Annotated in this window: 19 protein-coding genes and 2 pseudogenes; 13 read left to right on the top strand and 8 right to left on the bottom strand. The window is 71.1% G+C overall.

Going from position 1 to position 19270, the window contains the following annotated elements:
- Position 1: 1 nt before the first annotated feature.
- Together ACFW6P_RS20700 and ACFW6P_RS20695 are read right to left on the bottom strand one after the other, a co-directional pair.
- Positions 2-532: a GNAT family N-acetyltransferase gene (locus ACFW6P_RS20700; RefSeq protein ID WP_386355755.1), complete on the bottom strand. Its 531-nt coding sequence runs from the start codon at positions 530-532 to the stop codon at positions 2-4.
- Positions 517-1770 carry a helix-turn-helix domain-containing protein gene (locus tag ACFW6P_RS20695; RefSeq protein WP_386424336.1) on the bottom strand — a complete coding sequence of 418 codons (1254 nt, stop codon included), beginning with the start codon at positions 1768-1770 and terminating at the stop codon, positions 517-519. Before ACFW6P_RS20695 ends, ACFW6P_RS20700 begins: the two co-directional genes overlap by 16 nt.
- A gap of 253 nt (positions 1771-2023) precedes the next feature.
- Between ACFW6P_RS20695 and ACFW6P_RS20690 the strand changes: the two genes are divergently transcribed.
- The 4 genes and pseudogenes from ACFW6P_RS20690 (at position 2024) to ACFW6P_RS20675 (ending at position 3585) form a co-directional block, all read left to right on the top strand.
- Complete coding sequence (locus tag ACFW6P_RS20690) at positions 2024-2440, top strand: ATP-binding protein (RefSeq protein WP_386355895.1); 417 nt, start codon at positions 2024-2026, stop codon at positions 2438-2440.
- Positions 2434-2796, top strand: a complete 363-nt coding sequence (locus ACFW6P_RS20685; RefSeq protein ID WP_386424334.1) for a hypothetical protein — start codon at positions 2434-2436, stop codon at positions 2794-2796. The genes ACFW6P_RS20690 and ACFW6P_RS20685 overlap by 7 nt, the downstream gene beginning before the upstream one ends.
- Before the next feature lie 121 nt (positions 2797-2917).
- Positions 2918-3178 (top strand): annotated as a pseudogene (gene tgmA / locus ACFW6P_RS20680) (putative ATP-grasp-modified RiPP); the annotation flags it as partial.
- A gap of 17 nt (positions 3179-3195) precedes the next feature.
- Positions 3196-3585: a hypothetical protein gene (locus tag ACFW6P_RS20675; RefSeq protein WP_386424340.1), complete on the top strand. Its 390-nt coding sequence runs from the start codon at positions 3196-3198 to the stop codon at positions 3583-3585.
- A 105-nt stretch (positions 3586-3690) separates the two neighbouring features.
- On the opposite strand, the gene ACFW6P_RS20670 is transcribed toward ACFW6P_RS20675, so the two are convergent.
- Positions 3691-4128 (bottom strand): hypothetical protein, encoded by a 438-nt coding sequence (locus tag ACFW6P_RS20670; protein WP_003974483.1) that lies wholly within the window; start codon positions 4126-4128, stop codon positions 3691-3693.
- A 508-nt stretch (positions 4129-4636) separates the two neighbouring features.
- Here ACFW6P_RS20670 and hemL point away from each other — a divergent pair.
- The 7 genes from hemL (at position 4637) to ccsB (ending at position 12372) form a co-directional block, all read left to right on the top strand.
- Positions 4637-5953: a glutamate-1-semialdehyde 2,1-aminomutase gene (gene hemL, locus ACFW6P_RS20665; protein WP_386355762.1), complete on the top strand. Its 1317-nt coding sequence runs from the start codon at positions 4637-4639 to the stop codon at positions 5951-5953.
- Complete coding sequence (locus ACFW6P_RS20660; protein ID WP_386424332.1) at positions 5950-6651, top strand: histidine phosphatase family protein; 702 nt, start codon at positions 5950-5952, stop codon at positions 6649-6651. Before hemL ends, ACFW6P_RS20660 begins: the two co-directional genes overlap by 4 nt.
- Before the next feature lie 156 nt (positions 6652-6807).
- Positions 6808-8073: a hypothetical protein gene (locus tag ACFW6P_RS20655; protein WP_386424330.1), complete on the top strand. Its 1266-nt coding sequence runs from the start codon at positions 6808-6810 to the stop codon at positions 8071-8073.
- Positions 8074-8139: 66 nt separating this feature from the next.
- Positions 8140-8769, top strand: coding sequence for a TlpA family protein disulfide reductase (locus ACFW6P_RS20650; RefSeq protein ID WP_386355771.1), 630 nt, complete (start codon positions 8140-8142; stop codon positions 8767-8769).
- Between the two features lies 1 nt (position 8770).
- Complete coding sequence (locus ACFW6P_RS20645; RefSeq protein WP_386355774.1) at positions 8771-9544, top strand: cytochrome c biogenesis CcdA family protein; 774 nt, start codon at positions 8771-8773, stop codon at positions 9542-9544.
- Positions 9545-9547: 3 nt separating this feature from the next.
- On the top strand, positions 9548-11278 hold the full coding sequence (locus ACFW6P_RS20640) for a cytochrome c biogenesis protein ResB (protein ID WP_386355777.1): 1731 nt from the start codon (positions 9548-9550) through the stop codon (positions 11276-11278).
- A complete protein-coding gene (gene ccsB / locus ACFW6P_RS20635) occupies positions 11275-12372 on the top strand; it encodes a c-type cytochrome biogenesis protein CcsB (protein WP_386355780.1) in 1098 nt (365 codons plus the stop codon). Before ACFW6P_RS20640 ends, ccsB begins: the two co-directional genes overlap by 4 nt.
- 12 nt (positions 12373-12384) lie before the next feature.
- Here the strand turns inward: ccsB and ACFW6P_RS20630 are convergent.
- The 5 genes and pseudogenes from ACFW6P_RS20630 to ACFW6P_RS20610 all read right to left on the bottom strand — a co-directional run bounded on the left by ACFW6P_RS20630 (position 12385) and on the right by ACFW6P_RS20610 (position 17942).
- Positions 12385-13796 (bottom strand): annotated as a pseudogene (locus ACFW6P_RS20630) (condensation domain-containing protein).
- Between the two features lie 191 nt (positions 13797-13987).
- Positions 13988-14437, bottom strand: a complete 450-nt coding sequence (locus ACFW6P_RS20625; protein ID WP_386355785.1) for a nucleoside deaminase — start codon at positions 14435-14437, stop codon at positions 13988-13990.
- Between the two features lie 185 nt (positions 14438-14622).
- Positions 14623-16038 (bottom strand): ATP-binding protein, encoded by a 1416-nt coding sequence (locus ACFW6P_RS20620; protein WP_386355788.1) that lies wholly within the window; start codon positions 16036-16038, stop codon positions 14623-14625.
- Positions 16039-16758, bottom strand: coding sequence for a response regulator transcription factor (locus ACFW6P_RS20615; RefSeq protein ID WP_386355791.1), 720 nt, complete (start codon positions 16756-16758; stop codon positions 16039-16041).
- A gap of 107 nt (positions 16759-16865) precedes the next feature.
- Positions 16866-17942, bottom strand: a complete 1077-nt coding sequence (locus ACFW6P_RS20610; protein WP_386355794.1) for an LLM class flavin-dependent oxidoreductase — start codon at positions 17940-17942, stop codon at positions 16866-16868.
- 86 nt (positions 17943-18028) lie between these two features.
- On the opposite strand from ACFW6P_RS20610, the gene ACFW6P_RS20605 reads away from it, so the two are divergent.
- Positions 18029-18364 carry a YnfA family protein gene (locus ACFW6P_RS20605; protein WP_386355797.1) on the top strand — a complete coding sequence of 112 codons (336 nt, stop codon included), beginning with the start codon at positions 18029-18031 and terminating at the stop codon, positions 18362-18364.
- Between the two features lie 100 nt (positions 18365-18464).
- Complete coding sequence (locus ACFW6P_RS20600; RefSeq protein WP_386355800.1) at positions 18465-19241, top strand: SDR family NAD(P)-dependent oxidoreductase; 777 nt, start codon at positions 18465-18467, stop codon at positions 19239-19241.
- Positions 19242-19270 lie beyond the last annotated feature (29 nt).

Below are 19270 nucleotides of genomic sequence, written 5' to 3'. Positions count from 1 at the left end.
CTCAGTCCCGAAGGTCTTTGACCATGACCGCGTACACCGGTGAGTCGGCGAACGGTTGCTGTTCGCCGACTCTGGCGTATCCCCATGTCTCGTAGAGCGCTTGGACCTTGGGGTGTGTGACGTCGACCAGCAGCACGGCGAGGTCTTCCGTACGTTCCTTGAGTAGCGCCTCGTGCAGGCGGTCGGCGATTCCCTGCTTACGCCAGCTTGGGCGCACCATCACTTCGGAGACCGCGTAGGTGGAGGAATAGCCGTTGTTCGGCTCGTAGGCGGTGGAGCGCCACCATTCGCGGCCGGGGGCGAGCGGGGCGCCGTAGGCGAAGCCGACCGGTTCGTCTTCGTCGTAGGCCACCACGCAGGAGAAGCCGTCCATGCCGGTCCAGTGGTCGACGAACCAGGCGAAGCGCTGGTGGAAGGGGTCGTCCATCTGGTCGGCGTAGGCGTCGGCGTGTACGTCGATGAGCATCTGCCGGAAGACCTCGGGGAGGCTTCCGTGCTGGAAGTGACGCAGGTCGGTCACGCTCGGCTCCATACGGTTCGCATGCGGTCTGCCCAGTCTCGTGCGTAGGAGGTGGAGGGGGCCATGACGAACAGGCCCCGGTGGAAGTCGCCCATGAGTGTGCGCATACGGCCGGGCAGCGGGTCGCGACCCATGATCTGGAAGACGTCAGTGGCTGAGGCCGTGGCCTGTTCGGCTTCTCCCTGGTGGAGCTGTGCGAGGGCGAGCTGGGCGGTCGCGAGGGCCTTGTTGCGCCGGAAGGCCATCGGGATCCTGGCCAGGGCGCGGTGCGCCATGGCTTCGGCATGAGCGTGGCGTCCGCTGTTGAACTGCACGATTGCGGCGAGGTGGTCAAGTTCGGCCTGCCCGTAGAAGGCGGTCCAGCGCGGACGCTCTCGGTCGGCCACCCTCGTGAAGGTGTCCTGGGCTGATCCCAGTGAACGCAGGCCCGCACGGCCGTCGCCGAGAGCCGCGTATGCGAGGGCGACGCGGACTCGGCCCAGCGAATCGAAGAACGGGTCTCGGCGAGCCGCTGAGGAGGCTTGAGCGGCCTGGGCCGCTGCGAGCGCTTCGGGCCAGTTCTGCCGCTGATAGGCGAGCATCGAGAGGTTGACCCACACCCGGATTTCAGTAGGGCCGTCCTGGGAGAGGCCGGCGTACGTCGCTGATTCGTTCAGGTAGCTCTGGGCCTGGTCGAGGTTGCGGGCGTCGATGCAAGACCAGGCGGCGATGGTGGTGTACTCGGCGGCCAGCGCGTACAGGGCTCGGCGGACGCGTTCGCCGGCGTTGCGCTGCTGTAGTTCCAGCACCCTGGTGCGGCCCTGGGCCGCGGCCTTCTCCAGTGCCGTGTGTCCGCCCTGGCGGTCGTCGGCTTCGACAAGGGCGTTCATGCCGGCAGCGACGCGAGCCACGTCCGACATGCCGACCGTCCGGCGTTGAGCCACCAAGGGAATGGCGGCAGCCGCGCCCCCGGTCGTTGAGGTGAGGAAAGTGCGACGCCGCACGGGGTCCTCCTGCGGGTGTTGCATGGTGCGTGGTGCGCTGAACCCTAAGTCCTTGACGGGGCAACCGAACACTCGCTCCAGGGCTGCACACGTGCGTCCGATGGGGCGGCGGGAGGTCCCATTGAGGAGGTTGCGGATTGTGCGGTCGGAGACGTCACCGGGCCTGCCGGTGATCTCTGCCAGCGCAGCGTTCATCCGACCAGCCAGTTCTTCCTGGGTGAGCCCGAGTTCCTCCATCCGGCTCTTGAGGATGGCGTTCGCTCCCATGGACCGACCGTAGCCCTGTGGTTACCGGCCGAACCAGACCCGAGGTCACCGAAGCGTAAAGTCTTCCGGTTCGCGTAGGTGCTGTGGGGCGCGACTTTTCCTGTTCGTCGTCGGCCAAGGGCCGTTGACTCGGTACCAGCCGTTGAGCGGGCGAGATTCCCCTTCCCGCCTCTCGATGGCGTGGAGGAAAGCCCGCTCCTGCGTACCCTTCGCGGGGCGGGCGTCCCAGCCTCGGAGGGATGACCCCGTGACCATGACCGCCGCCAAGCCAACCGCGACTGGTGTTCCGGGCTACACCGAGACGGTGCCGTGCGAGCCGGAATCCGCGCGCCGCGCACGTCTGCTTGTCTCCGCGACTCTGGACACTTGGGACATAGGCGAGTTGGCCGAGGTGGGCACTCTGATCGTTTCGGAACTGATCAGCAATGCCGTCAGCCACACGCGATGTCGCGTGGTCCGTGTGGTGATTCGGCGTGAGACGGCCGAAGTGATTCGGATCGGCGTTGCCGACACGTGCCGAGACACCCCGGAACCGGGCTGCCCTGAAGGTGACTCCGAGGGCGGCCGTGGTCTGCTCCTGGTCGAGTCGCTGAGCTGGCGGTGGGGCTACGACCTGCATCGTTGGGGCAAGCTCGTCTGGGCAGAGCTGCGGGTGCCGGCCGCATGCTGATCTCGCGCGTCTCCTTACGACTCCTGCCCTCGGAGGAACTGGCCGGCGACCCGTTCCCGGACGCGTGCGTGCAGCTGGCCTTCGGCCCGACGCGTCCGCCTGACGAGGCCGGCGCGGTTGCTGTCCCAGAGTCGGTCCGGATAACTCCCGCCGACCTTGTGCGGCTGCGCGTCGAGTCGGGACTGGCTCTCGGCGAGATCCGCGCGGAGATGCAACGTGCCGAGATCGCGTGGCGGCAGCAGCTCAGCCGCTGGTACGGCGACGGCCGACTGGCAGTCGAGGCCCGCGCACCGGACATCAGCCTCCTTCAACGAGTCCTGGACGGGCTGCGGAATCCCGGTCCGGTCTCGACGTAGGGCCCGGTGCCTATTGTTCCCGGCGCCCCTGAGACTCCCGCACAAGCAGGATCGCGTTCCTCGATGCCGTGCGGGTGAGCAAGTCAGGCGAAGTAGAGAACTTCTGACAGGAAGGAAGACCGTGTTCAACCACATGGACCGATTCCCCACGGGTAGCCCGCTGCCGCAGGGGCATCTGACGGCGGCCCCGTGGGGTCTGCGTCGCATCGCCCCGTACCCGCCCGTCGAGGGCCCCGTCTACGCGACGGTGACGCTGGATCCGCAGACGCAGACCGCCCGGTACTTCGACACGTCCGGGGTGCCCACCATGTCCCCGGGCCACGGCACATCCTCCGGTACGAACCCCGCGACCGGCACCACGGGCCAGGGCGACCGCAACACCCTGAATGGCGGGCCGCCGTGGAGGCCGTGCCCCGGCACAGGTTCATCCCGCGCTTCTACCGGGAGAGCCATGTCCCGGGCGCCACCACCTGGGAGCCGGTCACACCGGAAACGGTCGGCAAGGAGGAGTGGCTCCGGCTCGTCTACACCGACGAGACATGGATGACTCAGTTCGACGGCCAGGACATCGACTGGGCCGACCCGAAGCCGATCAGCAACGCGGCCCCAACCTCGTCGTCGACGTTGCCGAGCCTCGTGGTCCGGATGCTCGAAGACCTGGATGTGCAGGACGGCATGAGCGTGCTGGAGATCGGCACCGGAACACCGAAGCCGCTCGGCTCCGGCACCGGCAAGCACCGCAAACCCCAGGCGCCCTGGCCGGACGGTGGCGGCCGGGCAGAAAGGTGATCAACGCCGCCGCGCCAGTGCTCCCTCCGTGTCCCTGGCGGCCCCCTCCGCACATAACAAAGGCGGGGTCCGAAAACCTCGCCCCGAACTCGGGGAGACCTCAGCTCACGGCCACACCAGGCAATAAGGCTGATGCCCCGCCTCATGCAGCCGGTGGCTGAAGTCCTGCCACTCGTGCAGCAGTTGGTACACGTTGAACGCGTCTCGCGGACCGCCCCGGTCCGGGACCGTCGACCAGATGAACGCCGCCGCGCCCACCGCCTCCTCGCCGATGCCGCGCAGGGGGTCGACGACCGTCATGGGGAGCTTGACCACGGCGTAGTCGGGGTGGAGGACCACCAGCTCCAGGGGCGGGACCTTGTGCAGGGGAACGCCCTCGATGCCCGTCAGGACCATCGCGGCCATCGTCTCCGGCTTGATCTTGGTGAACATGCCGTTCATGCCGAGCTCGTCGCCGCCGAGCTCCTCGGGGCGCATCGAGATCGGGACGCGGGCCGCGGTCGCGCCGTCGGGCGCGCCGAAGTACTTGTACGTCACCCCCACCCGACCACCGTTCCCGCTCTCCGCCCGAAGATCGTCCACTCGGCGTTCAGTACGTCCGTCGAGGCGCTCCGGTTCAGCGGGCCGGCTCCGGCCCTGCGCGTGGCGTGGTTCCTGCGTGTCCTCCGCTTCGCGCCGGTGCCTTCCCCGCCGGGCTCGCCGAGGACCCAGGTCGTCAGTCCCCTCGCCCAGTCCGCCACCGCGATGCATATCTCCACCCGACTGCTTTTCCAGGACGCGTCGCCCCCGCGCAACCCGATCATCGTGTCAGTGACCTCCCCCGCGGCCGTCCGCCGAAACGTGCCTCGAAACATCCGGCCGAAGGATCTTCGCAGCCTCCGGCCACCCGGGCCGCCGGAGCTGTGTGTACCAGGTCCCAGTCTCGCAGACGACGGGGGGCCCGCGAGCGGTCGTCCCACACCCCGGCTCCCCGTGGCCCTGACCTACCCTGAACAGGTCACTGACACCCGGAGCCCGACGACGTCGGAGAAGGTCGGAGAAGTCGCAGGTCATGAGCGAACTGACATATCCGTATGAAGCACCGGCCTCGCAGGCTCTGTTCGACCGGGCCGCGGCCGTCACGCCCGGTGGCGTGAACTCACCGGTCCGGGCCTTCCGCGCCGTGGGCGGCACACCGCGGTTCATGGTGTCCGGCACCGGTCCCTTTCTGACCGACGCCGACGGGCGGGAGTACGTCGACCTCGTCTGCTCCTGGGGCCCCATGATCCTGGGGCACGCGCACCCCGAGGTGATCGCCGCCGTCCAGGACGCCGTCGCCCGCGGCACGTCCTTCGGCACGCCCGGTGAGGGCGAGGTCGCGCTCGCCGAGGAGATGGTCGCCCGGGTCGCGCCGCTGGAGCAGGTGCGGCTGGTGTCCAGCGGCACCGAGGCCACCATGTCGGCGATCCGGCTCGCGCGCGGGTTCACGCGGCGCACCAAGGTCGTCAAGTTCGCCGGGTGCTACCACGGGCACGTCGACTCGCTGCTCGCCGCGGCCGGCAGCGGCGTCGCCACGTTCGCGCTGCCGGACACCCCGGGCGTCACCGGCGCCCAGGCCGGCGACACGATCGTGCTGCCGTACAACGACCTGGACGCCGTCCGCGAGGCCTTCCGCGCCCACCCCGGCGAGATCGCCTGTGTGATCACCGAGGCCTCCCCGGGCAACATGGGCGTCGTACCGCCCGCCGACGGGTTCAACCAGGGCCTGAAGGACATCTGCTCCGAGCACGGGGCCCTCTACGTCTCCGACGAGGTCATGACCGGCTTCCGGACCAGCCGCGCCGGGTGGTTCGGGGTGGACGGCGTGGTGCCCGACCTGATGACCTTCGGCAAGGTCATGGGCGGCGGCTTCCCGGCCGCGGCCTTCGGCGGGCGCGCGGACGTCATGGCCCACCTCGCCCCGGCCGGGCCCGTCTACCAGGCCGGCACGCTCTCCGGGAACCCGGTGGCCACCGCGGCCGGGCTCGCCCAGCTGCGGCTGCTCGACGACGCCGCCTACGCCAAGGTCGACGCGGTGTCGAAGGAGATCCAGGGGCTCGTCACCGACGCCCTGGGCAAGGAAGGAGTCGCGCACCGGCTGCAGACCGCCTCCAACATGTTCTCCGTCTTCTTCACCGACCGGCCGGTGCGGAACTACGAGGACGCCAAGGCACAGGAGTCCTTCCGCTTCACCGCGTTCTTCCACTCGCTGCTCGCGAACGGCGTCTACCTGCCGCCGTCCTCCTTCGAGTCCTGGTTCGTGTCCACCGCGCACGACGAGCGCGCCCTGCAGCGGATCGCCGACGCCCTCCCGGCGGCGGCCCGCGCGGCGGCGGAGGCGACGGCATGAGCGAGGCGACGAGCCCCGGGAGCGACGGCGACGCCACCGTCGTGCACGTCATGCGGCACGGCGAGGTCGCCAACCCGGACGGCATCCTCTACGGCCGCCTGCCCGGCTACCACCTGTCCGACCTGGGCCGCCGCATGGCCGACCGGGTCGCCGAGCACCTGTCGGGGCGCGATGTGACGTACGTCGTCGCCTCCCCGCTGGAGCGGGCGCAGGAGACGGCCGAGCCGATCGCCAAGGCGCACGGGCTGGACCTCGCGACCGACGACCGGCTGATCGAGGCCGCCAACATCTTCCAGGGCAGGACCTTCGGCGTCGGGGACGGGGCGCTGCGCAACCCGGGCAACTGGAAGCACCTGGTCAACCCGTTCCGGCCGTCCTGGGGCGAGCCGTACATCGACCAGGTCGTGCGGATGATGAGCGCCCTGGGAGCGGCGAAGGACAAGGCCCGCGGGCACGAGGCCGTCGTGGTCAGCCACCAGCTGCCCATCTGGATCGTGCGGTCCTACGTCGAGCGGCGGCGGCTGTGGCACGACCCGCGCAAGCGGCAGTGCACCCTCGCGTCCCTGACGAGCTTCACGTACCACGGCGACCGAATCGTTTCCGTGGGCTACAGCGAGCCGGCCCGCGATCTCGTCCCGGCGCACCTGCTGGCGGGCGCGAAGCCGGTGAAGGGCAAGGACAAGGCGTTCGGCGCCTGACAGGAAGCGTCTCGTCCCCTTCTGGTCGCCAACGACCGCTTCGTTACTGAATCTGCAAATACCGGCGGAACCTACCGGTTCGTCACGTCCTCCTACTGGGTGACCGGCACGACGTGACGAATCGGGGATGCCATGCGCGCTCTCACCCGTAGGGAAATGCTCGGAATCGGCGCGGGAGCCGCGGCCGCCGTCCCGCTCGCCGGCTGCGGCGGCCTCACCGGCTCGGACGACTCCGGCCGCGCGGACGGTTCCGGCCACTCCGCGCAGGGCGGGCCCGAACCCGGGCCCACCGCCCGGCCGATCGGCGACGGGTCCACCGCCTACACCGGCAGGCAGCCCCACCAGCCCGCACGGCCCGAGCCGCTGAAGCCGGGTCAGGAGCCCCCGCAGTTCGTCGTCTTCTCCTGGGACGGTGCCGGCGAGGTCGGCACCGGGCTCTTCCCGCGCTTCCTGGACCTGGCGAAGGAGCACGGCGCGAGCATGACCTTCTTCCTGTCGGGGCTGTACCTGCTGCCCGAGTCGAAGAAGCGCCTCTACGACCCCCCGAACAACCCGCGCGGCGCCTCCGACATCGGCTACCTCACCGACGCGCACATCAAGGACACGCTGAAGTACCTGCGCCGCGCCTGGCTGGAGGGCCACGAGATCGGCACGCACTTCAACGGGCACTTCTGCGGCGAGTCCCACGGCTCGGTCAGGAACTGGACGCCGCGGCAGTGGCGCAGCGAGATCGACCAGGCGAAGTCCTTCGTGAAGCGGTGGCGCACCCACACCGGCTGGACGGACCTGCCGTCCCTGCCCTTCGACTACGACAAGGAGCTCGTCGGCGGCCGCACGCCCTGCCTGCTCGGCCAGGACAACCTGCTGCCCACCGCCCGCGAACTCGGCTGGCGCTACGACGCCTCCTCGCCCGGCGGCCGCCAGGTGTGGCCCGTGAAGCGTGCGGGAATATGGGACCTGCCCCTGCAGCAGATACCTTTCCCCGGTCGCGGCTTCGAGGTCCTGTCCATGGACTACAACATGCTGGCCAACCAGTCCCTGAACTCCACCAAGGCCCCGGCGCACCACTACCCGGGCTGGCGGGAGCAGTCGGCGCAGGCGTACATCCGGGGATTCAAGCGGGCCTACGAGACGAACCGGGCACCGCTCTTCATCGGCAACCACTTCGAGCAGTGGAACGGCGGCATCTACATGGACGCCGTCGAGGAGGCCTTCCGGCACATCGCACGGGAGAAGGACAGGGGCGGGGACGTGCGTCTCGTCTCATTCCGGCAGTACGTCGACTGGATGGACGCGCAGAAGCCCGAGATCCTCGCAAGGCTGCGCACCCTCGACGTCGGGCAGCAGCCCGCCGGCGGCTGGAAGGAGTTCCTGAAGGCGGCCCCCGGCGACTCCGGCGCACCCTCCCTGAACGCCGCCTGACGTGCGGTGCTCCACCCGCGAGGGGGGTGGGAAAGATCCCCGGAACGGACATGCGAAACTTTTCACATGAGTGCCGCCAGCCGCGCCCCCCTGCGCTCGAACCGCACCCGCCGCCCCCCGAGGGCCCTTCTGCTCACCGCCGGTGCCGCGGCGGCGGCCCTGACGCTGTCCGCGTGCGGCTCCGGCGGGACCTCCGGCGGAGGCGGTGACACCAACTTCGTCCTGGGCGAGGACGGCATCGCCACCGCGGACAAGGGCGAACGCGCGGACGCCCCGGACCTGTCCGGCAGGACCGTCGACGGCAAGCAGCTGAACGTCGACGACTACAAGGGCAAGGTCGTCGTCGTCAACGTCTGGGGCTCCTGGTGCCCGCCCTGCCGTGCCGAGGCCCCCGGCTTCCAGAAGGTCTCCCAGGACCTGAAGGACCAGGGCGTGCAGTTCGTCGGCATCAACACCCGCGACACCGGCACCGGCCCGGCCCTCGCCTTCGAGAAGGCCTACGGCGTGACGTACCCGAGCCTGTACGACCCGACCGGCAAGCTGATGCTCCGCTTCGAGCGCGGCACGCTCAACCCGCAGGCGATCCCCTCCACCCTGGTCCTCGACCGGCAGGGCCGGATCGCCGCCCGCTCGCTCCAGGCGCTCAGCGAGGAGAAGCTGCGCAAGATGATCGCCCCGGTCCTCGCGGAGAAGTGACGTGACCTCCGCAGTCACCACGCTCGCGGCGACGGGCTACAACGGCACGGTGCTCAACGGCGCCCTGCTGGCCGCCCTGCCCATCGCGCTGCTCGGCGGTCTCGTCTCCTTCTTCTCCCCGTGCGTGCTGCCGCTCGTCCCCGGCTACCTGTCGTACGTGACGGGCGTCACCGGCACCGACCTCGCCGAGGCCCGGCGCGGGCGGATGATCGCGGGCGCCTCCCTGTTCGTGCTCGGCTTCACCGCCGTGTTCGTCTCCTCCGGGGCGCTGTTCGGCTACTTCGGCGACACCCTCCAGGCCAACCGCGGGGTCCTGTCCAAGGTGCTCGGCGGGCTCATGATCCTCATGGGCGTGTTCTTCATGGGGCTGATGCCCTGGATGACCCAGCGCGAGTTCCGCTTCCACAAGCGGCCCGTGACCGGCCTGGTCGGGGCGCCGCTGCTGGGCGCGCTGTTCGGCATCGGCTGGACGCCCTGCATCGGACCGACCCTCGCCTCCGTGCTGGCGCTCTCCTCCAACCAGGGCAGTGCGGGCCGCGGGGCCCTGCTGACCGTGGCCTACTGCCTCGGCCTCGGGCTGCCGTTCGTGCTGGCCGCCGTCGCCTTCCGCAAGGCGCTCGGCGCCTTCGGCTGGGTCAAGCGCCACTATGTCTGGGTGATGCGCATCGGCGGCTCGATGATGATCGTCACCGGTCTGCTGCTGCTGACCGGCGCCTGGGACGGCATCGTGCAGGAGATGCAGACCTGGTCCAACGGCTTCACTGTGGGGATCTGAGCGATGAGCAAGACCGGCACCACCGACCCGGCCCCCGCCGGCACCTCCGACAACCGCGACCTCGGCGACGCCGGGGCCCGGCTGTCCACCGCCCCCCGGGAGGACGGGCCGGGACTGCCGTCCCTGGGCGCGCTCGGCTGGGCCCGCTGGTTCTGGCGGCAGCTCACCTCCATGCGGGTCGCGCTGCTGCTGCTCCTGCTGCTGTCGCTCGGCGCGATCCCCGGCTCGCTGATCCCGCAGACCGGCGTCGACGCCACCAAGGTCGCCGATTTCCGCAAGAACAACCCCACCCTCGGGGACGTCTACGACAAGCTCGGGCTGTTCCACGTCTACAGCTCGGTGTGGTTCTCCGCGATCTACATCCTGCTGTTCGTCTCCCTCATCGGCTGCATCGTGCCCCGCACCTGGCAGTTCGTCGGCCAGCTGCGCGGCCGGCCGCCGGGCGCGCCGAAGCGGCTGAACCGGCTGCCCGCCCACACCACGTGGCGTACGACGGCCGCGCCCGAGGAGGTCCGGACCGCCGCGCTCGCCCTGCTGGACAAGCGCCGCTTCCGCGCGCACGTCGCCGGTGACGCGGTCGCCGCCGAGAAGGGCTACCTGCGCGAGGTCGGCAACCTCGTCTTCCACCTCGCCCTGATCGTGATGCTGATCGCCTTCGCCTGGGGCCAGCTGTTCAAGGCCGAGGGCTTCAAGCTGGTCGTCGAGGGCGACGGCTTCTCCAACACGCTCACCCAGTACGACGACTTCAAGTCCGGCAACCTCTTCACGCAGGACGACCTGAACCCCTTCAGCTTCCGCCTGAAGGACTTCGAGGGCACCTACGAGATGAGCGGCCCCAACCGCGGCACCCCGCGCACCTACCAGGCGACGGTGGACTACAGCGAGGGCGCCTACGGCGAGGAACGGCACCGGACCATCAAGGTCAACGAGCCGCTGACCGTCGGCGACACCAAGGTCTACCTCGCCAGCCACGGATACGCCCCGGTCATCACCGTCCGCGACGGCAAGGGCGACGTCGTCTACCGCGAGGCCGTGCCACTGCTGCCGCTGGACGGCTTCGCCACCTCCTCCGGCGCCGTCAAGGTCATGGACGGCTACCGCAACGCCGCGGGCGAGAAGGAACAGCTCGGCTTCCAGGCGTTCTTCGTGCCCACCTACGAGGGCGGCGCGATGGTCTCGCAGTTCCCCGCGCTGCTGAGCCCGGTGCTCGCGCTGAACGCTTACCACGGCGACCTGGGGGTCGACTCGGGCCTGCCGCAGAGCGTCTACCAGCTCGACAAGCGCAACATGAAGGAGTTCAAGGACTCCGACGGCAAGCTGCTGAAGAAGCTCCTCAAGCCCGGGCAGACGATGCAGCTGCCCAACGGCGCCGGCTCGGTCACCTTCGAGAAGGACGTCAAGGAGTGGGCCCAGTTCCAGATCACCCGGCAGCCCGCCAGCGGCTGGGCCCTGGGCGGTGCGGTCGCCGCGATCCTCGGCCTGGCCGGCTCGCTGTTCGTGCAGCGCCGCCGCGTCTGGGTGCGGGCGGTGCCGGGCCCGGACGGCGTCACCGTGGTGGAGATGGCCGGCCTCGGCCGCAGCGAGTCCGCCAAGGTCCCCGAGGAACTGGGGACCCTCGCCGGGATCCTGTACGACCATGCGCCCGGAGCGCCCGACCCCGCAGATCCGCCCGACCCCGGCCAGGAGCCGGGCACCGACACCCCCGTACCCGCCGAAGGGGCTGAGCAGCAGTGACTCTCGCCGCCGCAACCGAACTGGCCGCCGCGACCAACGAGAACCTCGCGAACGTCAGCAACACGCTGATCTACTCCGCGATGGCCGTCTACACCCTGGCCTTCTTCGCGTACATCACCGAATGGCTCTTCGGCAGCCGCAGCAAGGTCGCCCGGACCGCCGCCGCGCTGACGGCCGCGCCCGAGGGCGGAAAGGCGCCCGCCGTCACCGTGAACAAGGCGGGCGGCACGGCCGTGCTGGAGCGGCCGAAGGTGACCGTGCGGGCCGCGGCCGGCCGGCGGGACGTGCCGGACGGCCCGGGCGCGCACGGCGGGGACGAGCAGGGCGACCTGTACGGCCGGATCGCCGTCTCCCTCACGGTGCTCGGGTTCCTCATCGCGGCGGGCGGCGTCGTCACCCGCGCGGCCTCGGTGCAGCGGGCGCCCTGGGGCAACATGTACGAGTTCAACATCACCTTCTCCACGGTCGCCGTCGGCGTGTACCTGCTGCTGCTGGCGCTGAGGAAGAACGTGCGCTGGCTGGGCCTGTTCCTGACCACCACGGTCCTGCTCGACCTGGGCCTCGCGGTCACGGTCCTGTACACGGAGAGCGACCAGCTGGTCCCGGCGCTGCACTCGTACTGGCTGTACATCCACGTCTCCACCGCGATCCTCTGCGGCGCGGTGTTCTACGTGGGCGCGGTCGCCACGATCCTGTACCTGTTCAAGGACTCCTACGAGAACAAGCTCGCGGGCGGCGGCCGGCCCGGCACCTTCGCGACGTCCGTCCTGGAGCGGCTGCCCTCGTCCGCCTCCCTGGACAAGTTCGCCTACCGCGTCAACGCCGCGGTCTTCCCGCTGTGGACGTTCACGATCATCGCGGGCGCCATCTGGGCGGGCGACGCCTGGGGCCGCTACTGGGGCTGGGACCCCAAGGAGACCTGGTCGTTCATCACCTGGGTCGCCTACGCCGGCTACCTGCACGCCCGCGCCACGGCCGGCTGGAAGGGCCGCAAGGCCGCCTACCTGGCCCTCGCCGCCTTCGGCTGCTGGCTGTTCAACTACTACGGCGTGAACATGTTCGTCTCCGGCCTGCACTCGTACGCGGGCGTGTAGGCCGGGGGCGTCTCAGCGCCTGGTGCGGGGGGCGCGGTCCGCGACCGACAGGATGACGTCGCGCAGCCGGTCGGCGTACAGCCGCAGGTTCTTGTGGGCGACGTCGGTGTCCGGGTGGCGGGCCGCGAACCACAGCCCCTCGTGCAGCCGGGTGACCCACGCGCAGACCTGGTCGCCGTGGGAGACCCGGATCAGGCCGTAGGCGTTGCGCTCGGTCCAGCTCGTGGAGTCCGGGATGTCCCGGGCGTCGGCGTACGACACGATCGAGTACATGTCGGGCGAGGTCGGCCGGAAGTCCGCGCCGAGCAGCCCCAGTACCCTGGCCAGCGGCATGCGGGCCAGCGGCCGGGCGGCGTGCAGCGCGTTGCGCACGGTCGTCAGCGTGGCGGGGAAGTCGGGCGTGCGGGCCACGGGCACCTCGATCGGCGCGCCGCCGACGTACCAGCCCACGGAGTCCGAGTACACCGACCTCGCCGGGTGTGGAAGGGCACCACGGTGCGGTAGACGGGCGTACCGCCGATCTCCTGGACGATGAGGGCGGTCGCCGCCAGCAGACCGACGAGGCTGCCGCCGCAGGGGCGGCAGTACGCCTCGAACGCGGCGGCCGCGTCCGCGTCCACGAGCATCTCGCGCATCAGCCTCTGGGTGGGCAGCGCGCCGCCGTCCGCCAGGCCGAGGTCCACGGGGAAGCTCGGCAGCCGCCCGTCGCAGCGCCGGATGAACTCCCGCCAGCGGGCGACGATCTCGTGGTCGGCGTCGATCCGGTCCGCGTCCGCCCGTTCGGCCTCGCAGAAGTCGACGTAGCTGCTGACCGGTGGCCGGTCCGGGAGCCGGCCGGTGCGGTGGGCGGCGTACAGCTCGTGGACCTCGGCCGGGATGCGGTAGATCGAGAACGCGTCGACGTTGCTGTGGTCGAAGGCCATGTACACGCTGGTGGAGTCGTCCCGGACGACGGCCGTGTAGATGAGGTTCGGCCAGCGCAGGGCGTCCGCCGTGGTGTCGAAGCGGTCCTGGAGATGCCGGGCGAGGGCCGCGGCGTCGGTGAAGTCCCCGGCGTCCTCGCGGTGCAGCGAGACGGCGTCCGCGTCGAGCGTGAAGCGGCGGATCGAGTCACCGGGCCCGCCCACCCAGCGGAAGCCGCTGCGCAGTGTCTCGTGGCGCAGCGTCCAGCCGCGCAGCGCCTCGCCCAGCGCGTCGAGGTCGGCCCGGCCGGGCAGGTCGAAGGCCGCGCCGATCCAGGTCGGCACGAACAGTCCGTCCTCGCGCACCGTGCGCGCCGTCCGCAGGTGTGCCTCCTGGATGTAGGCGGGTGGACGCGAGTCCTCCGGCAGGGCCTTCGCCGCCGCGACGGTCGCCGGACTGAGCGTCCACTCGACGAGTCGTCCGGGCCGGACGTCGCAGCGCTGGAGGTCAGTCATTCGCACGGGGCGTCTCCGTTCGCAGTGGGGACAGACCCGATCAAGACAATGCCGACGGGGCAGCCGACCACAGGGGGTGTCGCGGCATTTCAGGGAAACGGATGGCATGTCGAACGACGTTGCGAGGTGCTGTCGTCGCGCCGTGTTGACGGCCGTACCGCGAGGACGCGAACGCCCGCGGGCGGTCCGGTCCGGCTTCAGGCGCCGATGTCCTCGTGCCACAGGGCGGGTTCGCGGGCGATGAAGTCGCGCATCAGCGCCACGCACGAGGCGTCCTCCAGCAGCACGATCTCCACGCCGTGCGCGGCGAGCCAGTCGTGGCCGCCGTGGAAGGTGACCGCCTCGCCGATCACCACCCGGGGGATGCCGAACTGCCGCACCAGCCCCGAGCAGTACCAGCAGGGGGACAGGGTGGTGACCATCGTCGTGCCCCGGTAGGAGCGCCGCCGCCCGGCCGCGCGGAAGGCGGCCGTCTCCGCGTGCAGGGTGGGGTCGCCGTCCTGGAGGCGCCGGTTGCGGCCGCGGCCCAGCAGGGTGCCGTCCGCGCCGTAGAGGGCGGCACCGATCGGAACGCCCCCTTCGGCGAGCCCGGCGCGGGCCTCCTCCAGGGCGGTGGTGAGCCATGCTCGTGCCTGTGCGTGATCCATGGGATCACTGTCGCAGCACACCGGACGCCCCCCGGGGATTGCAGGAGCCCGGGGACAAGGACACCGCCCCACCCACGAGCGCAAGAACCCCGGAACAAGGACACCGCCCCACCCACGAGCGCAAGAACCCCGGAACAAGGACACCGCCCCACCGACGACGGCGCCGGATCGCCGCGCCGATCCGGTCAGGCGCCCCCGCCCACCGTGAACCCGATCACCGTGCCGCCCCCGTCCCGCCGGACCGCGAAGGGCGCTCCCCCGTGCGCGAGGGCAACCTCCCGCACGATGGACAGCCCCAGGCCCGAGCCCGGCAGGGAGCGGGCGTCGGCGGCGCGGTAGAAGCGGTCGAAGACGCGGGCGAGGTCGCAGTCCGCGATGCCGGGACCCCGGTCGAGGACCTCCACGCGGATGGTGCCGGGGCGGGCGGGCCCGGCGACGACGATCTCGACCGGCTCCGTGCCGCCCTCGTCGAACTTCAGGGCGTTCTCCACGAGGTTGGACAGCGCCCGGGTCAGCATCCCGGGACGGCCGTCGGTCGTGGTGTCGCCGCTCGCCCGCAGCAGGATCCGGCGTCCGCTGCGGCGCCGGGCGAGCGCCGCCACCTCCCCCGCGAGGTCGGCGACGTCCACCCGCCGCGGCGGCTCCGTGTCGGACTGCCCGGCCGCGAGGTCGACCAGTTCGTTGACCAGGTCGGTCAGCTCACGGGCCTCCTGGCCCAGGTCGGCGACGAGTTCCTCACGGGCCCGCGGCGGCAGTTCGTCGATCCGGCGGAGCAGGGAGATGTTCGTCCGCAGCGAGGTCAGCGGCGTGCGCAGCTCGTGTCCGGCGTCCTGGACCAGACGGCGCTGGTCCTCCTCGGACTGGGCGAGCCGGCCCAGCATCCGGTCGAAGGCCCGGCCCAGCCGGCCCACCTCGTCATGGCCGGCCACGGGCACCTGGATGCCGAGCCGCCGGGTGCGGGCGACGTCCTCGGCGGCGTCCGTGAGCACCACCAGCCGGCGGGTGATCCGCCGGGCCAGCCACCAGCCGAACAGTCCGGCCCCGACCACCACCGCGGCCATCAGCAGCAGGGTCCGCCGCTGCAGCGCCCGCAGCAGGTCCTCGACGTCGCTGAACTCCTGCGCGACCTGCACCGCGCCCCGCCCACCGCCGAGGGAGACGGTCGCCACCCGGTAGACGTCGCTGCCCACGTTCACGTCCCGGTGCTCGGCCACCCGCCCCGAGTCCGCGGCCGCGGCGATCCGCACGTCGGTCCCGGTGACCGGCAGCCCCGGACTGCCCGGGTCGACGACGTGCCCGTCCGGGCCCAGCACCTGCACGTCGGTCCGGGCGGGCCGCACCAGGTCGTGGCCGGGCGCGGCGGAGGAGAAGTCCCCGGGCGCCATCCGGTTCTCGCTGACCTCGCTGCGCAGGTCCTGCACCACCTCGTCGAAGACGGTCTGCTGGTCGACCCGCACCAGCCGCGCGGCCGCGTTGTACGACAGGATGCCGACCACGATCGTCACGGCCGCGGTGACCGCCGCGAACGACACCGCGAACGTCGTGCGCAGCGAGACCAGCTTCGGCCGCCGCCCCGCCGTCAGCCGGCCGAGCCCGCCCACTCAGCCCTCCCGCAGCACGTAACCCACACCGCGCACCGTGTGGATCAGCTGCGGCGCGTCCGGCTCGTCGAGCTTGCGGCGCAGATAACCGACGTAGACGGCGAGGTTCTTCGAGCCGGGGCCGAAGTGGTAGCCCCAGATGCGGTCGTAGATCGTGGCGTGGTCCAGGACGATGCCCGCGTTGCGCACCAGCAGCTCCAGCAGCTCGAACTCGGTGCGGGTCAGCTCCAGCTCGCGGCCGCCCCGCCAGGCCCGGCGCGCCTGCGGGTCCATGCGCAGGCCCGCCGCCTCCAGGAACCGCTCGGGCAGCGCCCTCGGCGTCTCCGCCACCGGTGTCGGCACCGCCCCCACCGGGCTGGTGCGGCGCAGCAGGGCGCGCAGCCGGGCGAAGACCTCCTCCACGTCGAAGGGCTTCACGACGTAGTCGTCGGCGCCCGCGTCCAGCCCGGCGATCCGGTCGGCGGTCTCCACCAGGGCCGTCAGCATCAGCACCGGCGTCCGGTCGCCCTCGGCGCGCAGCACCCGGCACACCTGGAGCCCGTCGATGCCGGGCATCATCACGTCCAGGACGAGCACGTCGGGCCGGCTGCGGTGGGCCTGCGCCAGTGCCTCGACACCGTCGGCCACCGCCACGACCTGGTAGCCCTCCAGGGTCAGGGCGCGCTCCAGGGCGTTGCGGATGGCGCGGTCGTCTTCGGCGAGCAGCACGGTGTGGGGCACGCGTCCAGTGTGCCAAGGGACCGGGGCGCCGGGTCCGGACGGGTGGGGCCGGAGCGTTCTTCCCACCGCGTTCTCACCGGACGCCCGGTGGCCGGCCGCCCCCGCGGTCATGGCCGGGCGACGCCGACCCGGGCCGCGTGCGTCGGCGCCTCGGGCACGCCGGCCGGGCGGTTCTCGGCGAACTCCTTGCGCAGCACCGGCACGACCTCCTCGCCGAGCAGGTCGAGCTGTTCGAGCACGGTCTTCAGCGGCAGCCCCGCGTGGTCGATCAGGAACAGCTGGCGCTGGTAGTCACCGGCGTACTCGCGGAAGGCCAGGGTCTTCTCGATGACCTGCTGCGGGGAGCCCACGGTCAGCGGGGTCTGCTCGGTGAACTCCTCCAGCGACGGCCCGTGCCCGTACACCGGTGCGACGTCGAAGTACGGCCGGAACTCCCGCACCGCGTCCTGGCTGTTCTTCCGTATGAACACCTGCCCGCCCAGCCCCACGATCGCCTGCTCGGGCGTGCCGTGCCCGTGGTGCGCGTACCGCTCCCGGTACAGCTCGACCATGCGCCGGGTGTGGTCGGCCGGCCAGAAGATGTTGTTGTGGAAGAAGCCGTCGCCGTAGAAGGCGGCCTGTTCGGCGATCTCCGGTGAGCGGATCGAGCCGTGCCAGACGAACGGCGGCACCCCGTCCAGCGGCCGGGGCGTGGCCGTGAACCCCTGCAGCGGCGTGCGGAACGTGCCCTCCCAGTCGACGACGTCCTCGCGCCACAGCCGCCGCAGCAGGGCGTAGTTCTCGAGCGCGAGGTCGATGCCCCGCCGGATGTCCTGCCCGAACCAGGGGTAGACCGGGCCGGTGTTGCCGCGGCCCGTCATCAGGTCCACCCGGCCGTCGGCCAGGTGCTGGAGCATCGCGAAGTCCTCGGCGATCTTCACCGGGTCGTTGGTGGTGATCAGGGTGGTGGCCGTGGAGAGGATCAGCCGCTCGGTGCGGGCGGCGATGTAGCCGAGCATGGTCGTCGGCGAGGACGGCACGAACGGCGGGTTGTGGTGCTCACCGGTGGCGAAGACGTCCAGGCCCACCTCCTCGGCCTTCAGCGCGATCGCGACCATGGCCTTGATCCGCTCGCGCTCGGTCGGGGTCCGGCCGGTGGTGGGGTCGGGGGTCACGTCGCCGACGCTGAAGATCCCGAACTGCATGGTCGCTCACCCTCCAGGTTGTTCATCCTTCAACCATACAGGGGAGCGGTGGCCGGAGCGCGGCCGGCCGGACCTAAGCTGCCCGCATGCCGATCCTGCGCTCCGTCGCCCTGTTCGTGCTGGCCGCCCTGCTGGAGATCGGCGGCGCCTGGCTGGTCTGGCAGGGCGTGCGCGCGAACAAGGGCGCACTGTGGGCGGCCGGCGGCGTCCTCGCGCTCGGCGCCTACGGCTTCGTCGCGACGTTCCAGCCCGACGCCCACTTCGGCCGGGTCCTCGCCGCCTACGGCGGCGTCTTCGTCGCCGGTTCGCTCCTGTGGGGCGTGATCGCGGACGGCTACCGCCCGGACCGCTGGGACATCGCGGGCGCGCTGATCTGCCTCGCCGGCATGGCAGTGATCATGTACGCCCCGCGGGGGAACTGAGCCCCCGCCTATCCTGGCCGGAGCCCGCACCAGAAGAACCGGACGACCCCATAAGCCACATCCGGCCCTACCGGGCCACCCCACGACTTACGGAGCTCCCATGGCCACCGCCGCCCCGTCCGCAGCCTCCTCCATCGCCGTCGTCACGGGTGCGAGCAGCGGAATCGGCGCCGCCACGGCCCGCAAGCTCGCCCAGGCGGGCTACCGGGTCGTCCTCACCGCACGCCGCAAGGACCGCATCGAGGCGCTGGCCGAGAAGATCAACGAGGCGGGCCACCGGGCCACGGCCTACCCGCTGGACGTCACCGACCGCGCGGCCGTGGACGAGTTCGCGACGGCGTTCAAGACGATCGGCGTCCTGGTCAACAACGCGGGCGGCGCACTCGGCGCCGACCCGGTCGCGACCGGCGACCCGGAGCACTGGCGCCGGATGTACGAGACGAACGTCATCGGCACCCTCAACCTCACCCAGGCCCTGCTGCCCAAGCTGACCGCGAGCGGCGACGGCACGGTCGTGGTCGTCTCCTCCACCGCGGGCCACGGCACCTACGAGGGCGGCGCCGGCTACGTCGCCGCCAAGCACGGCGCCCACGTCCTCGCCGAGACCCTGCGCCTGGAGATAGTCGGCAGTCCGGTCCGCGTCATCGAGATCGCCCCCGGCATGGTCAGGACGGAGGAGTTCGCCCTGACCCGCTTCGACGGCGACAAGGAGAAGGCCGAGAAGGTCTACGAGGGCGTCGCCGACCCCCTCACCGCCGACGACGTCGCCGACACCATCACGTGGGCGGTCACCCGCCCCGCCCACGTCAACGTCGACCTCCTGATCCTCCGCCCCCGCGCCCAGGCGTCGAACACGAAGGTGCACCGGGACATCTGATGCCCTCATCGGCATAACCCACAGAGATG

It is taken from the genome of Streptomyces sp. NPDC058741, from assembly GCF_042746715.1.
In the GTDB taxonomy this organism is placed as follows: domain Bacteria; phylum Actinomycetota; class Actinomycetes; order Streptomycetales; family Streptomycetaceae; genus Streptomyces.
Note: the sequence above shows the minus strand (reverse complement) of the source record. Positions and strands in the feature narration are given on the sequence as shown.

Excerpts from the sequence above, each read along its gene's own strand:
- ACFW6P_RS20700 (WP_386355755.1), bottom strand. The coding sequence starts at position 532 with ATGGAGCCGAGCGTGACCGACCTGCGTCACTTCCAGCACGGAAGCCTC.
- ACFW6P_RS20695 (WP_386424336.1), bottom strand. The coding sequence starts at position 1,770 with ATGGGAGCGAACGCCATCCTCAAGAGCCGGATGGAGGAACTCGGGCTC.
- ACFW6P_RS20690 (WP_386355895.1), top strand. The coding sequence starts at position 2,024 with ATGACCGCCGCCAAGCCAACCGCGACTGGTGTTCCGGGCTACACCGAG.
- ACFW6P_RS20685 (WP_386424334.1), top strand. The coding sequence starts at position 2,434 with ATGCTGATCTCGCGCGTCTCCTTACGACTCCTGCCCTCGGAGGAACTG.
- hemL (WP_386355762.1), top strand. The coding sequence starts at position 4,637 with ATGAGCGAACTGACATATCCGTATGAAGCACCGGCCTCGCAGGCTCTG.
- ACFW6P_RS20660 (WP_386424332.1), top strand. The coding sequence starts at position 5,950 with ATGAGCGAGGCGACGAGCCCCGGGAGCGACGGCGACGCCACCGTCGTG.
- ACFW6P_RS20655 (WP_386424330.1), top strand. The coding sequence starts at position 6,808 with ATGCTCGGAATCGGCGCGGGAGCCGCGGCCGCCGTCCCGCTCGCCGGC.
- ACFW6P_RS20650 (WP_386355771.1), top strand. The coding sequence starts at position 8,140 with ATGAGTGCCGCCAGCCGCGCCCCCCTGCGCTCGAACCGCACCCGCCGC.
- ACFW6P_RS20640 (WP_386355777.1), top strand. The coding sequence starts at position 9,548 with ATGAGCAAGACCGGCACCACCGACCCGGCCCCCGCCGGCACCTCCGAC.
- ACFW6P_RS20625 (WP_386355785.1), bottom strand. The coding sequence starts at position 14,437 with ATGGATCACGCACAGGCACGAGCATGGCTCACCACCGCCCTGGAGGAG.
- ACFW6P_RS20610 (WP_386355794.1), bottom strand. The coding sequence starts at position 17,942 with ATGCAGTTCGGGATCTTCAGCGTCGGCGACGTGACCCCCGACCCCACC.
- ACFW6P_RS20605 (WP_386355797.1), top strand. The coding sequence starts at position 18,029 with ATGCCGATCCTGCGCTCCGTCGCCCTGTTCGTGCTGGCCGCCCTGCTG.
- ACFW6P_RS20600 (WP_386355800.1), top strand. The coding sequence starts at position 18,465 with ATGGCCACCGCCGCCCCGTCCGCAGCCTCCTCCATCGCCGTCGTCACG.